This window comes from Nonlabens sp. Hel1_33_55 (assembly GCF_900101765.1).
Classification (GTDB): Bacteria; Bacteroidota; Bacteroidia; order Flavobacteriales; family Flavobacteriaceae; genus Nonlabens.
In genome coordinates this window covers 2,142,252-2,155,247 of sequence record NZ_LT627735.1, presented here as the reverse complement: position 1 = coordinate 2,155,247, position 12,996 = coordinate 2,142,252, and the positions used below count along the sequence as shown (strand labels likewise).

Genomic DNA, 12,996 nt, shown 5'->3' with positions numbered 1-12,996 from the left:
GTATGAATAAGTCACTAGTTCCCAAAGTCTGTATCATTGATGATGACCGTCTTTATGTGAGCCTGGTATCCATGATGATCAAAAAAAATTCATTTGCAGAGGAGCTTTTGGTATTTCAAAATGGTAGGGATGCCCTAGATTATTTTGCAAAAGCCATCGATGATCCTAATGAAACCTTACCAACCATCATTTTATTGGATCTTAATATGCCTATTATGAATGGATGGGAATTTTTAAAGAAAATGGAACCTTACGCTAATAAAATGTTGGAGCGTAATATCAAGCTTAATGTAGTTAGTTCCACTATCAATCCAGATGAGGTCAATCGCGCCGAAAACCACGACATTGTCCATAACTTTATTACCAAGCCTATTTCAAAAGATGCTATCGCTAGCGCTTTCTTAAACTAGTTTCTTCAGCTATTACTTCTTATCAGGAAAAGCTTTTTTGCTAAAAAGAATTAGCAATATCACACCAACGGTTATGGCGCTATCAGCGACATTGAATACTGCATTGAAGAATGTGAATTGTTGACCTCCAACACTAGGCACCCATTGAGGCCATGTGCCGTCAAATAATGGGAAATACAACATATCTACCACCTCACCGTGAAACCATGAGCCATAGCCTCCATTTTCTGGTAGAAACGTGGCAACGCTGTTCATGCTGCTAGAAAATATTTTACCATAGAAAACACTGTCGATGATATTTCCAAAAGCACCTGCAAAGATGAGAGCGATACACACAATAAGAATAGAATGACTTTTATCTCTAACGCTTTTCCAAAGCCAATACCCTATTCCACAAATCGCAAAAATTCTAAAAACAGTAAGTATTATTTTACCATAATCTCCTGGTAGCTCAAAACCCCAAGCAGCACCTGGGTTTTCATAAAATAAAAGCTGGAATTTGTCCCAATCTAGTATAGGATTTCTAGAATCCCGAAGCATATAATTCAACTTGATGTAAATCTTACTTGCTTGATCTATAAATAGAACAGCTACAATGATAAGAATTGCTTTATATAACTTCATTAATAGGGACTGTTTTGGGGCAAGATACTTAAAAATGTCATTGAATTTCAATATTGCCGTTGACGCTTTCAACATCAAACGTGTACCGTGAAAGGCCTTTTTTGTGTCTTGAAACGACAACTCCATTTCTGGTGGTAGCACTTACTTTATAATTCTTGAAATTGACACCAGATACATTAGCATTGATGGTGACCACCTCTGTATTTCCAGTAATTGAATCAAAGGTTATTGCACCATTCCTAACATTTACTCTTAGCTGCTCAAAACTACCAGTGATCAAAGCGTTAGTATGATCCATACTTATGAAAACGGACTTATTTGCAGGTATCTTGATGTGAGCTTTTGAATCTGTGATTTTATGAGCACTAAGCTTGTCTTGCGGTAATTCAAACACCGGACTGATGGAGTCCTCAAAAAATAAAGTGTCATTAGCAACGTATGATTTGAAAACTACAGCTTCACTGTATTCTCCAGATTGCTTTTCATTGATGGAATACGAATCTGATTCGTTGCTTGCATCTATTTGCAAATCCACAAAGTTGACCATTTCAACCACTACAGTATGGAAAGTAGTTGCATCATTCTGTGAATAGCTGAAAAAAGTAAATAGCATCATAAAACACATAAAAAGTGTTCTAATGATGCTATTAGTTGATTTCATTAGGATTAATCCTGCATATTCTTAGCTTCAATGCTAAGCGTTGCGTGAGGTACTAATTCTAGTCTAGCTTTGGCAATAAGTTTACCAGTAACTCTACAAACGCCATATGATTTATTTTCAATGCGAATCAATGCATTTTTTAAATCACGGATGAATTTTTCCTGACGTATGGCAAGAGCGCTGTTGGCCTCTTTACTCATTACGGCGCTACCTTCATCAAATGCTTTGAATTGTGGCGCTGTATCATCAGTACCATTGTCTGCATCGTTCATATATGCACTTTTGATCAATTCATATTGTTCAGTGGCCTCTGCAATTTTAGTCTTGACTATTTCTTTGAAATAGGCTAGATCTTTATCGCTATATCTTACTTTTTCGTCAGTAGAGCTGCTCATATTTATATTTTTTTAATTCGGATAACCGTAGTTAATTCGTCAAAATCAATTTCCGTACCGTTATCAAGTTGGTTGATTATTTCAATACTATCTGCAAGCGTTTCATCTTTAATATACTGCTCATTACTCTGCACGGCAGCATCAATTTCATCCTGCGCTTGTAATTCAATGGTGATGCGATCAGTAACCTCAAGTCCAGAATCTTTTCTAATGTTTTGGATCCTGTTGACCAGCTCTCTGGAAATCCCTTCTTTTTTAAGTTCTGGAGATATGGAAACGTCTAGCGCTACCGTGATTCCAGATTGATTTGCCACGAGCCATCCTTCTATATCCTTGGAGGTTATCTCCACATCATCAAGGCCCAAAGTAATTTGTTTTCCATCAACATCAATTGATTTTTCGCCTGTTTTTTCTAACAAAGCGATGTCCTCTTGTTGAAAACTATTTATCAACCCAGCAACCAGTTTCATGTCTTTCCCAAATCGCGGCCCCAATGCCTTAAAGTTGGGCTTGATCTCTTTGACAAGTATACCACTGGCGTCATCGATCAGTTCAATTTCTTTCACGTTCACCTCACTTTTTACAAGATCTGCAATAGCTTCAATTTGCTCTTTATCGTGTTGTGCCAGAACTGGTATCATGATACGTTGCAAAGGTTGACGCACTTTAATACTTTCCTTTTTACGTAGGGAAAGCGTCAAGCTTGATATAATTTGTGCCTTGTGCATCTTTTCTTCTAGTTCTGGATCGATAGCATTTTCATCAAATGTAGGAAATTTCGATAAATGAACACTTTCGCTAGCATCTGTTTCACAAACAATTGTAAGATCTCGATATAATTGATCCATAAAGAAAGGTGCAATAGGCGCACCCAATTGAGCTACCGTTTTCAAACAAGTATAAAGAGTTTGGTAAGCGGCGATTTTATCCTGCTGATAATCGCCTTTCCAAAATCTCCTTCTACACAAACGTACGTACCAGTTGCTCAAGTTTTCAGTAACAAAAGTCGTGATCGCTCTTGCAGCTTTCGTGGGTTCATAATCTTCGTAGAAAGCCGTTGTGTCCTTGATTAACGTGTTCAATTCTGAGAGAACCCAACGATCAATCTCTGGACGATCTGCTAGAGGTATTTCGCTTTCGCGAAAGCTGAACCCATCAACATTAGCGTACAAAGCAAAGAAGCTGTAGGTATTATAAAGCGTCCCGAAGAACTTGCGCTGTACCTCAGTGATTCCATCAAGGTCAAACTTGAGATTGTCCCAAGGATTGGCATTGCTCACCATATACCATCTCGTGGCATCTGCACCGTATTTCCCTAATGTCTTAAAAGGATCTGCGGCGTTGCCTAGACGTTTAGACATTTTCTGTCCATTTTTGTCAAGTACAAGACCGTTGGATACTACATTTTTATAAGCCACATCATCACTGATCATGGTGGCGATGGCATGCAGAGTATAGAACCAGCCGCGTGTTTGATCCACACCTTCAGCAATGAAGTCTGCTTTTCTTAGTTGGTTTTCAACATCTTCTTTATTCTCGAATGGATAGTGCCATTGGGAATAGGGCATTGAACCAGAGTCAAACCAAACATCAATCAGATCTGCTTCACGAGTCAGTTTTTCTCCATTCTTTCCAACAAGATAAATCGCATCGACCACATTTTTGTGCAGGTCAACAAGATCATAATTGGCCTCGCTCATATCACCAGACTTGAATCCCTCAAACGGATTCTCAGTCATAAAACCAGCGGCAATAGATTTCTCGATTTCAGCCATCAATTCTTCAATGGAACCAATGATCGTTACCTCAGTACCTGTCTCATTTCTCCAGATAGGCAAAGGGATTCCCCAGAATCTGGACCTGGAAAGATTCCAGTCATTGGCATTTGCAAGCCAGTTGCCAAAACGTCCTTCTCCAGTAGATTTAGGCTTCCAGTTGATGGACTTGTTCAGCTCGTGCATTCGGTCCTTGAACTCGGTCACTTTAATAAACCAGCTGTCCAGCGGATAGTATAATACAGGTTTGTCAGTCCTCCAACAATGTGGGTAACTGTGCACGTATTTCTCGACCTTAAAAGCACGATTGTCCTCTTTTAATTTGATGGCAATATCCACATCTACAGATCGCTCTGGAGCTTCACCTTCTGCGAAATATTCATTCTTCACATATTTCCCACCTATAAACGGCAACTCATCACGGAATTTCCCTTGAAGCGTTACCAGCGGCACTGGGTTTTTATATTCATCCAAAACCAACAATGGCGGTATTGGTGGGTTTGCTTGCTTGGAAACCAGCGCATCATCTGCTCCAAAAGTTGGCGCGGTATGCACGATTCCAGTTCCGTCCTCTGTAGTTACAAAGTCTCCGGCGATGACTCTAAAGGCATCATGGGCGTTTTCATAAGGCAATGCATAGGTCAACAATTGCTCGTAGCGCACGTTGATGAGGTCAGTTCCTTTGCAGCTTCCAAGGATTCTGTATGGTATTTTCTTATCAGAAAGTTGGTAGGCTTGTTTCGCTTTCGCGAAAGCGGACTCATCCTCAACATTGTGATATTTCTTACCGAATTGATAACTTACCAGCTTTTCTGCAAGAATGACCTGCATAGGTTCTCCAGTATATTGATTGAAAGTTTCTACAAGAACGTAGTCAATCTTAGGGCCAACAGTCAAGGCAACGTTAGAAGGCAGCGTCCATGGCGTTGTGGTCCAGGCTAGGAAAAAGACTTCACCACTTGCTGCAAACGGTAATGTTGACAGATCCACGACTTTAAATTGGGCGGTCACCGTAGTATCGGTAACATCTTGATAGGTTCCAGGTTGATTCAACTCATGCGAACTCAAACCTGTTCCTGCAGCTGGCGAATACGGCTGGATCGTGTAGCCTTTATAGATCAAATCCTTGGAATAGATCTCTTTCAACAACCACCAGACAGACTCCATATATTTGGACTTGTAGGTAATGTATGGATCTTCCATATCTACCCAGTAGCCCATATCATCAGTGAGTTTGCTCCAGATGTCCGTGTATTTGAGGACGGCTTTTTTACATTCCTCGTTGTACTCTTCAACACTAATTTTAGTGCCTATATCTTCCTTAGTAATTCCCAGCGCTTTTTCAACGCCTAATTCTACAGGAAGACCGTGTGTATCCCAACCGGCCTTGCGGTTGACTTGATATCCTTGCTGGGTTTTAAAACGGCAAAAGAGATCCTTAATCGTTCGACCCATTACGTGGTGAATACCAGGAAGGCCGTTAGCAGATGGTGGTCCTTCAAAGAAAATAAAAGGCTCATTTCCCTCACGAGTCGTTACCGACTTATTGAAAATATCGTTTTCCTTCCAAAATGCCTTGATGCGTTCATCAACTTCTGGTAGGTTCAACCCTTTGTATTCCTTGAATTTAGTACTCATTTCACCACTGTTTTAAGGCTGGCAAAAGTAAGGAAAAAAGGGAAGTTTTTAATTGAAATGTATTGCTATCGCTAGGACAGTTTGTGGTGTAAGAGATTGTGAGTATTATGCTTTCGCGAAAGCGATACCACTACAAATCTAGCCTATAGCAGGTGTCAGGCCGCTTAGACCCAATTTATTCTTGAAAATCACCGCGGCAGATGTGTAACCACCTTCAGTACCGTCCACAAAATGAACGTGATTGTTCTTGCGATCCTGCACGTAGCAGCTCATTACAGATGCATAGGTTGTGTGAATCCCATAAGTGATGCGACCTTCTCTCTCCATCATATCCAGATAGTTGCGCAGGGATTCGATCTGGCTAGGGCTTCCTTCCATCACGGTGTTGAGTGTACCGTCAAACATGATGGTGTCAGATAACTGGCTCACTTTAGACAGGTATTGTTTTCCTTCTTTGAAAAACTTGAAGTAGAACGTGCCAAAATAGGTAATCAACCAGTTTTTCATGAGGTAACCCATATCTTCCTTGCCCAATCGTGCCATCATTTCTTTCCTGATTTTATCGACGGTTGCGTTCAATTTCAATCGGGTAGTGGTGATGGGCTGGCGTTCTTTGAGATCTCCAAAAACCAAATGAATGATGTCCATGATCTCTGCATAGGTCGTTGCCTGTTGTGCTTCATCAGAACATAATGCCAGTAGGCAAACCACTTGATTTTCTTTATTTCTGGGTGCTATTTCTTCCCAGCGGCATTCCATGCCTTTTAAATCAATATTCTTTAGGTAATCTGTGTTACCCTGTAGAGTTTCAAAATTATCCTTGATCTGGCGCTCTGCAAACTTGAGTCCATTTCCAATAAGTACCGGAATATTGAGAAAATCATTGATTTCGCATTTTGCAATGCTAATTTTATTGCGAGCTTCATAAATTTCTGAAACAGGCATACTTCCTACTTTCAAAATGAGATGTAGGTTTTCCTTGACGTGTGTTTTATAGGTTTTAAGTGCCGTAATAACAGTCTCGACAATATCTTGATGGGTCAAAAAAGTCACGCCATCACCGCCAAAGAAATAGGGGATTTCCTCATCCTTCAATTTCACTTTTGCAATATTCATAACGGTAGCTACACTACCGGTCGCCGCAAGGTTCACGTTGTTATGCAACCCTTTGTTTACCGCAGCCGTACTATTTTGAACATCTGCTACCACCACGTGCCAGTCGTTAGGCACATTCACAAAAGCGCTTTCACGTCTTAGTATTTTTCTAACCGCAGCGTTTTCTGCTTTCAGATTTGCGTAAAAATGTTTGGAATTTTCCATGGGTGATTTAAGTCCTCAAATATATCTTAGGATAATTCATACAAATTCCTAATTAACTATAAATTAATGAATTGTAGATTTTGAGTGTGATAGTGATCGCAATTGATTTTGAGCGTATTTTCTGGGCATTCCCATCCCGCCAAAAGCGGCATGGTCGGGCTTTCCATTTCAATCTCTAATCACGCTACTGGCGTGATAAAAGGATTTCCATTTCAATCCCTAACGCAAATTTTCATTCAAGCATTTTCATAATTCCAATTGGGATTTGAAACTTAGTGTTTTGGTATTTGCCGCTTTGCGGCTCATTCCCATTGCAGCTGCATCCGTTTGATACGGTCGGCGAGCTTTTCGCTACTTAGTTTTTCCCTTAATCGATCCGTGATAATAGGAAACGAAAACGGCGTAGGTTTTTGACATGCTTTCCAGACGATTTCTTGATTCTGGATACGTTCCAAAGCATCAAATAATCGGTATTCTTCAATGGCCTGTTCAAACGTCTCTGTATACGCCTGACGGAACAGTAAGTTCTCTGGTTCATTGTCGCGGAATACTTCAAACAACAACTGGCTGCTGTTTTGAAGGTGTTTGGTCTTGATCAGCTTGTTGGGATAACCCGTAAATACCAAACCAGAAATCACCGCAATATCCCGGAATTTCCTTCGCGCCATTTCAGTAGCATTCATGCTGGATTGCAAGTCTTGCGACAGCATTTCTGGAGTGAGTAAATTATTGTCCAGCACTTCCTGCATATCAAATTCCTGATCACTCAAGATTTCAAAACCATAATCGTTGAATGCTAATGAGAACGTGATTGGTTTCAATAAACTAATACGATAGGCAATCACGCCAGCCATCGCCTCGTGAACAAACCGGCCTTCAAACGGATAAAATACCGCATGGTAACCTTCGCGGGTTTTAAAAGTTTCAATTAAGAATTGATCACGCTGCGGGATGATGCTTTCTCGCTGCTGCCTAATAATAATGTCACGCAGTGCCTTTACCTCTGGAGTTCGCTTTTTACCCGTCTGGAAATTGATCATTTCTTCCCGTAGCAATTCGCCCAATTGGGCGCTCAATGGTAACTTACTACCTTGCCAGTTGGACACTTGAGCTCGCTTGCGGGAAGAGTTGCGTACTTGAGCTACCATTCCTTTCAATCTTATAAACTCTAACGTTCTACCAGCAAATACAAAAACATCACCACGCGATAGCTTGCTTATAAAATATTCTTCAATAGAACCTATGTAACCGCCAGTTACATATTTTACAGTGACATCTGTGGCAGTGACAATGGTACCCATTTGCAGGCGGTGACGCATGGCTACTTTACGATCTGTAATGACGTATTTTCCATCTTCTTCAACAGTTACGCGTTTGTACTCATCATATGACTGCAGCGATGAACTACCATGCACGATCAATCTCAAACACCAGTCCCATTCGTCCTCTGTAATGCTGGCATAGCAAAAAGTGTTTTTGACTTCAGGATAAATTTCTTTAGGATAGAATGCGCCTGATACTGCCAGCGTACATAAATACTGTATGAGGACATCAAAGCACAAAATGTAGGGCAGTCGATCTTCCACAGCTTGTGTGGAAACTGCTTTTTGAAGCGCGCTAGCTTCAATTAATTCCAGTGCATGGGTAGGTAAAAAATGAATCACACTCGTCTCGCCAGGTCTATGACCAGAACGACCGGCACGTTGCAAGAATCTGGCGACACCTTTTGGTCCGCCAACTTGTATAATGGTTTCTACTGGCGCAAAATCAACGCCCAGATCTAAGGAAGAAGTACAAACACATGCCTTTAAACTCTCATTGCGAATCGCATTCTCGACCCATATTCTCGTTTCCTTATTGATAGAACCGTGATGCATGGCAACCTCGCCAGCGAGTTCAGGAAAATTAGTCATCAGGCCTTGAAACCAAAGCTCACATTGCGCTCTCGTGTTGGTGAAAATGAGTGTGGATTTACTGCTGTTGATGATTTCGACAACTTCTTTCATCAAGTGCAATCCCAAGTGTCCACGCCACGGGAATTTGTCCATGGATTCAGGAATAATCGACTTGACTTCAATTTCTTTTTTCAGATTTGCTTTGATAAGTACGCTTTCGCGAAAGCGTGTTTCATCAACTCCCAGCAACACCTGACGGGCTTGTTCTAGATTGCCAATCGTCGCACTGATTCCCCAAACCCGAAGTTCTTTGCTCAAACCTAACAACCGCGAAATCCCAAGTTCCATTTGCACGCCACGCTTGGTGCCCAGCAGTTCGTGCCATTCATCCACAACAATAGCATTGAGATTACCGAAAAACTTTTGATGGTCCTTTGACGCCAGCAACAAATGCAGACTTTCAGGAGTCGTGATGAGCAGGTCTGGCATGTTTTTCATTTGTGCCGCGCGCTCTTTAGTAGGTGTGTCTCCAGAGCGAATTCCAACCGTGAAAGGCAAACCTATGCCGTCAACAAATCGTTGGGAAGTTTGCGCAATTTCATTAGAAAGAGAACGCAGCGGCGTGATCCATATCGCCTTTAAACCCTTTGTTGGTTTAGTTTTATAATCTGGATTGTTTTTGATGTAGTTAAGAACAATCGCCACCCAAAGCGCATAGGTTTTCCCGCTACCTGTAGGTGCGTTGAGCAGTCCATGCTTACCTGCCAGAAAAGCTTCCCAAGTCTTTTTCTGAAAAGGGAACGCTTCCCAACCTTGTTGTTGGAAAAAATCCTCGGCGATATGGAAGAGTTCTTTTTTGTTCATCATAGTCTCGCGCTTGACGCGAGATCTGTATTTCTTGTCATCCTGAACTCGTTTCAGGATCTATTGGTCGTTTTAATACATAAACCAACCATATCTCGACTACCAACTTCGACAGGCTCAGTACCGCGGCTCGATACTGGATTGAATTTGCAACAATTCAGAATTCTGAATTACAAAAATTCACCATCCGTTGGAATCAGCGCTTTTAAATCATCCAGCGTGTTGGCCTCTTCAATGGGTTTGTCTTGTCTCCATCTAACAATTCGTGGGAAACGTGTAGCAACTCCAGATTTGTGTCGTTTACTGGGTGCTATACCTTCAAAGGCAATTTCAAATACATGATGCGGAGTTACAGATCTAACGGGTCCGAATCGTTCTAAGGTGTTCTTTTTAATCCATGCATCGACTTTTCTGAATTCTGCATCGGTGAGTCCAGAGTACGCTTTCGCGAAAGTCACCAACTCACCATCTTGCCACAATCCGAAAGTATAGTCAGTAAAAAGATTGGCTCTTCTACCATGACCGCGCATAGCATAGGTCAATACCGCATCAACGGAGAATGGATCTACTTTCCATTTCCACCAATCGCCTTTTTTACGACCCACGAGGTATGGACTGTCTTTCTTTTTGAGCATCAATCCTTCTGATCGACGTTCTTCGGCTTTGTTGCGTTCTGCTGCCACTTCTTCCCAAGAATTGAAATGCATGGTTTCTGAAAGCATTAAGGGAACAGCCCCATTCTCCTGCGGAGATTTCCCCAAAGGGGAAACTTTCTCTTTGTCATCCTGAACTTGTTTCAGGATCTGCTTATCACTATCGGAATTTTTGCTTGATTCACCATCCGTATCTCGACTGTCGCTCGATATCGGATTATCATTGTATTGATTAAAAGGAACTCCATCCTTCACAGCTTCCACTAATTCCTCCAACAATTTCCTGCGCTCTATAAAAGCCATGTCGCGAATATCCTTTCCTTGCCATTCCAATAAATCATAAGCTACCACAACTACAGGAACATCTGCGAGTAATTTTTTACCAACTGTTTTTCTTCCTATTCTGGTTTGGAGATCATTGAAATTCATGATTTCGCCGTCTTTGTAGGGTAGAATTTCGCCATCGATTACAGTACCGTTTGGAATCACATCGAGGAACTTTTGAAATTCTGGGTATTTGTCAGTTACCAACTCTTCACCGCGAGACCAGACGAAAAGTTCGCCAGCCCTGATGATGGTTTGGGATCTAATGCCGTCCCATTTATGTTCTGCACTCCAATTGCTGACATCGCCCAAATCGGCTACATCACCTTCAACTGCATAGGCTAGATAAAACGGATACGGTTTACCGCGCATGGCAACTTCATTGTCTTCAAAAACCAATTCTTGAAAAGTAGTATTCTCGCCGGTCCAGCTTCCCATGAGTTTATGAGCCAATACGTCCTGATCAATTCCTGTCGAGGCAGCTAGTGCACGGGTCATTAATTTTTGAGAAACACCAATTCTAAAACCACCTGTCATGATTTTATTGAATACAAATCGCTCGTAGTAATTAAGCTTCAACCAGTTTTCTTGCAGGTAATTTTTCTTCTCTTCATCCGTCTTTTTGCGCAAGGCAATCAATTCGTGAATGATTTGCGATAATGATTTATCTGACGGTTCGCTGGTGGTAGGCAGAATTAATGCTATTGTCTCTGCAAGATCGCCAACGATATGGTAGGATTCTTCAAACAACCACATGGGAATACCGCTAATGTCGGTTGCCCATTCTCGCATCAATGTTGTGTTGACCGGTCGCTTGGGTCTGCGATGGGAAAGTATGGCAATGGTCCACAATTTATCTTCTTGAGGTGCCGTGTTGAAGTATTCGGTTAGTGCTGCGACCTTTAGATTTGTCTTGTTGGTGCCGTCTATGGTTCTAATAAGTTCTGCAAACTGTTTCATAGCGCTTCGCTTGAATTTGAAGTCCCATTGTCCTCACTCCGGCCATTCTCAGTGCGAGACGGACATTTCCCTAAAGGGGAAAGCTCGTCAGGCTCGCTATTCTCGTTTTCCATTTTTCCATTGTCATCCTGAACTTGTTTCAGGATCTCGTTTTCGCTAACGGGATTGTTGCTAGCTACACCATCCATATCTCGACTGTCGCTCGATACTGGATTACTTTTATCTGTATTAATCACATCTCGATTTTCTGCTTCGACAGGCTCAGCACATCGGCTGGATAGTGGATGACTCTTGTTCTTATTGAGCACAAACTCATTTAGCTTTCTGGAACCATCAAAAAAGAAGGTGAGATTCTCATCTTCCAATTGGTCGTCATTGTTTTTAAGAATCCCCATTAGCTCGCTTCCTTTTTAGTTTCATCATCTGTTTCAGGCTCTGATTCATTTAAAGTTTCACCTTCATATTGAGTGCGCTCGCTAATAGCGTTCAAGCCTTTTTCTTCTCGCAGGTACCTGGCAAAAATATCTTGGTAGCCGTGCGTAGTGATCACATTTTCACAACCTGTAGCTTCAATGCTTTCTAACAATCCATCCCAATCGCAATGGTCTGACAATACAAAGCCTTTGTCGATGGCTCTTCTGCGGCGTGCGCCTCTAAAGGTCATCCAGCCGCTGGCGCTTGCCGTAGCATAAGGAACAAACTTGCGCATCCATGCAGATCCATGAGCGCTGGGCGGCGCAACAACAATATTTCCTTTCAATTCTTCTTTGGTAGTTTCTCGTGTTACTAAATGCGTTGGTGGGAAATCTATAAGTTCACGCAGCACCTCGGTCATTTTGAAGACGGCTCCATGACAGTAAATTTTCATTTGGCTTGTGTCTAGATGTTTTATAAGCCGTTGTGCTTTTCCAAGTGAATAGGCAAATAGGATGGAAGTTTTTCCTTCTGTATGGTTTTGTGCGCACCATTCATTGACATCGTGCATCACTTCGCTTTGTGGTCGCCATTTGAATGCCGGTAATCCAAAGGTGCATTCGGTTATAAATGTGTCGCACTTGATGGGTTCGTAGGGCACGGAAATCCCATCATCTTCCGTTTTATAATCTCCTGTGAATACCCAAACTTCGTTTTTGTGTTCCACTCTAATCTGGCAGGATCCTGGTATATGTCCCGCAGGATGGAATGAGAACTTGACGTTGTTGATGAGCAAGCTTTCGCCATGAGCGATACCACTCACATTTATATCTCCCAATCGATGAGAAATAATAGGAACATTGTCGTGATGCGTGATGTATTTTTTATGTCCCCAGCGGCTATGATCTGCATGGCCATGCGTTATGAGTGCTTTGTCCACAGGTTTCCAAGGATCGAGATAGACGCCTGCCGCATCACAATAAATACCATTGTCCGTGAATTGTAAAAGAGGTTTGCTCATTTCCTAAAATTAGGGAGCATGTGCGAATTCACCGACCGTTTA

The 12,996-nt window shown here is 41.8% G+C and carries 10 protein-coding genes; 1 reads left to right on the top strand and 9 read right to left on the bottom strand.

Annotation, left to right across the window (positions count from 1 at the left end; all coding sequences use genetic code 11):
* The first annotated feature begins 2 nt into the window (after nt 1–2).
* Complete coding sequence (locus BLO34_RS09590; protein WP_090754813.1) at nt 3–410, top strand: response regulator; 408 nt, start codon at nt 3–5, stop codon at nt 408–410.
* A 12-nt stretch (nt 411–422) separates the two neighbouring features.
* Here BLO34_RS09590 and BLO34_RS09585 read toward each other — a convergent pair whose 3' ends face one another.
* The 9 genes from BLO34_RS09585 to BLO34_RS09545 all read right to left on the bottom strand — a co-directional run bounded on the left by BLO34_RS09585 (nt 423) and on the right by BLO34_RS09545 (nt 12,954).
* The gene (locus BLO34_RS09585) at nt 423–1,034 is read right to left on the bottom strand and encodes a lipoprotein signal peptidase (protein WP_090754811.1); all 612 of its coding nucleotides are present in this window, start codon (nt 1,032–1,034) and stop codon (nt 423–425) included.
* A 37-nt stretch (nt 1,035–1,071) separates the two neighbouring features.
* A complete protein-coding gene (locus BLO34_RS09580; protein WP_157686760.1) occupies nt 1,072–1,695 on the bottom strand; it encodes a hypothetical protein in 624 nt (207 codons plus the stop codon).
* A gap of 5 nt (nt 1,696–1,700) precedes the next feature.
* A complete protein-coding gene (locus tag BLO34_RS09575) occupies nt 1,701–2,090 on the bottom strand; it encodes a TraR/DksA family transcriptional regulator (RefSeq protein ID WP_090754807.1) in 390 nt (129 codons plus the stop codon).
* Between the two features lie 2 nt (nt 2,091–2,092).
* Entirely contained in the window at nt 2,093–5,503 is a 3,411-nt protein-coding gene (ileS, locus tag BLO34_RS09570) for an isoleucine--tRNA ligase (RefSeq protein WP_090754805.1), read from the bottom strand.
* Between the two features lie 138 nt (nt 5,504–5,641).
* Entirely contained in the window at nt 5,642–6,823 is a 1,182-nt protein-coding gene (locus BLO34_RS09565; RefSeq protein ID WP_090754803.1) for a DUF3095 family protein, read from the bottom strand.
* A 302-nt stretch (nt 6,824–7,125) separates the two neighbouring features.
* Entirely contained in the window at nt 7,126–9,582 is a 2,457-nt protein-coding gene (locus BLO34_RS09560) for a ligase-associated DNA damage response DEXH box helicase (protein WP_090756582.1), read from the bottom strand.
* Between the two features lie 170 nt (nt 9,583–9,752).
* The gene (locus BLO34_RS09555) at nt 9,753–11,519 is read right to left on the bottom strand and encodes an ATP-dependent DNA ligase (protein WP_090754801.1); all 1,767 of its coding nucleotides are present in this window, start codon (nt 11,517–11,519) and stop codon (nt 9,753–9,755) included.
* A complete protein-coding gene (locus BLO34_RS09550; protein ID WP_090754800.1) occupies nt 11,516–11,914 on the bottom strand; it encodes a hypothetical protein in 399 nt (132 codons plus the stop codon). The genes BLO34_RS09555 and BLO34_RS09550 overlap by 4 nt, the downstream gene beginning before the upstream one ends.
* Nucleotides 11,914–12,954, bottom strand: coding sequence for a ligase-associated DNA damage response exonuclease (locus BLO34_RS09545; protein WP_090754798.1), 1,041 nt, complete (start codon nt 12,952–12,954; stop codon nt 11,914–11,916). Before BLO34_RS09545 ends, BLO34_RS09550 begins: the two co-directional genes overlap by 1 nt.
* Between the last annotated feature and the right edge of the window lie 42 nt (nt 12,955–12,996).

What these genes read in the sequence shown, in the direction of transcription:
- BLO34_RS09590 (WP_090754813.1), top strand. Translation starts at nt 3, where the DNA reads ATGAATAAGTCACTAGTTCCCAAAGTCTGTATCATTGATGATGACCGT.
- BLO34_RS09585 (WP_090754811.1), bottom strand. Translation starts at nt 1,034, where the DNA reads ATGAAGTTATATAAAGCAATTCTTATCATTGTAGCTGTTCTATTTATA.
- BLO34_RS09580 (WP_157686760.1), bottom strand. Translation starts at nt 1,695, where the DNA reads ATGAAATCAACTAATAGCATCATTAGAACACTTTTTATGTGTTTTATG.
- BLO34_RS09575 (WP_090754807.1), bottom strand. Translation starts at nt 2,090, where the DNA reads ATGAGCAGCTCTACTGACGAAAAAGTAAGATATAGCGATAAAGATCTA.
- ileS (WP_090754805.1), bottom strand. Translation starts at nt 5,503, where the DNA reads ATGAGTACTAAATTCAAGGAATACAAAGGGTTGAACCTACCAGAAGTT.
- BLO34_RS09565 (WP_090754803.1), bottom strand. Translation starts at nt 6,823, where the DNA reads ATGGAAAATTCCAAACATTTTTACGCAAATCTGAAAGCAGAAAACGCT.
- BLO34_RS09560 (WP_090756582.1), bottom strand. Translation starts at nt 9,582, where the DNA reads ATGAACAAAAAAGAACTCTTCCATATCGCCGAGGATTTTTTCCAACAA.
- BLO34_RS09555 (WP_090754801.1), bottom strand. Translation starts at nt 11,519, where the DNA reads ATGAAACAGTTTGCAGAACTTATTAGAACCATAGACGGCACCAACAAG.
- BLO34_RS09550 (WP_090754800.1), bottom strand. Translation starts at nt 11,914, where the DNA reads ATGGGGATTCTTAAAAACAATGACGACCAATTGGAAGATGAGAATCTC.
- BLO34_RS09545 (WP_090754798.1), bottom strand. Translation starts at nt 12,954, where the DNA reads ATGAGCAAACCTCTTTTACAATTCACGGACAATGGTATTTATTGTGAT.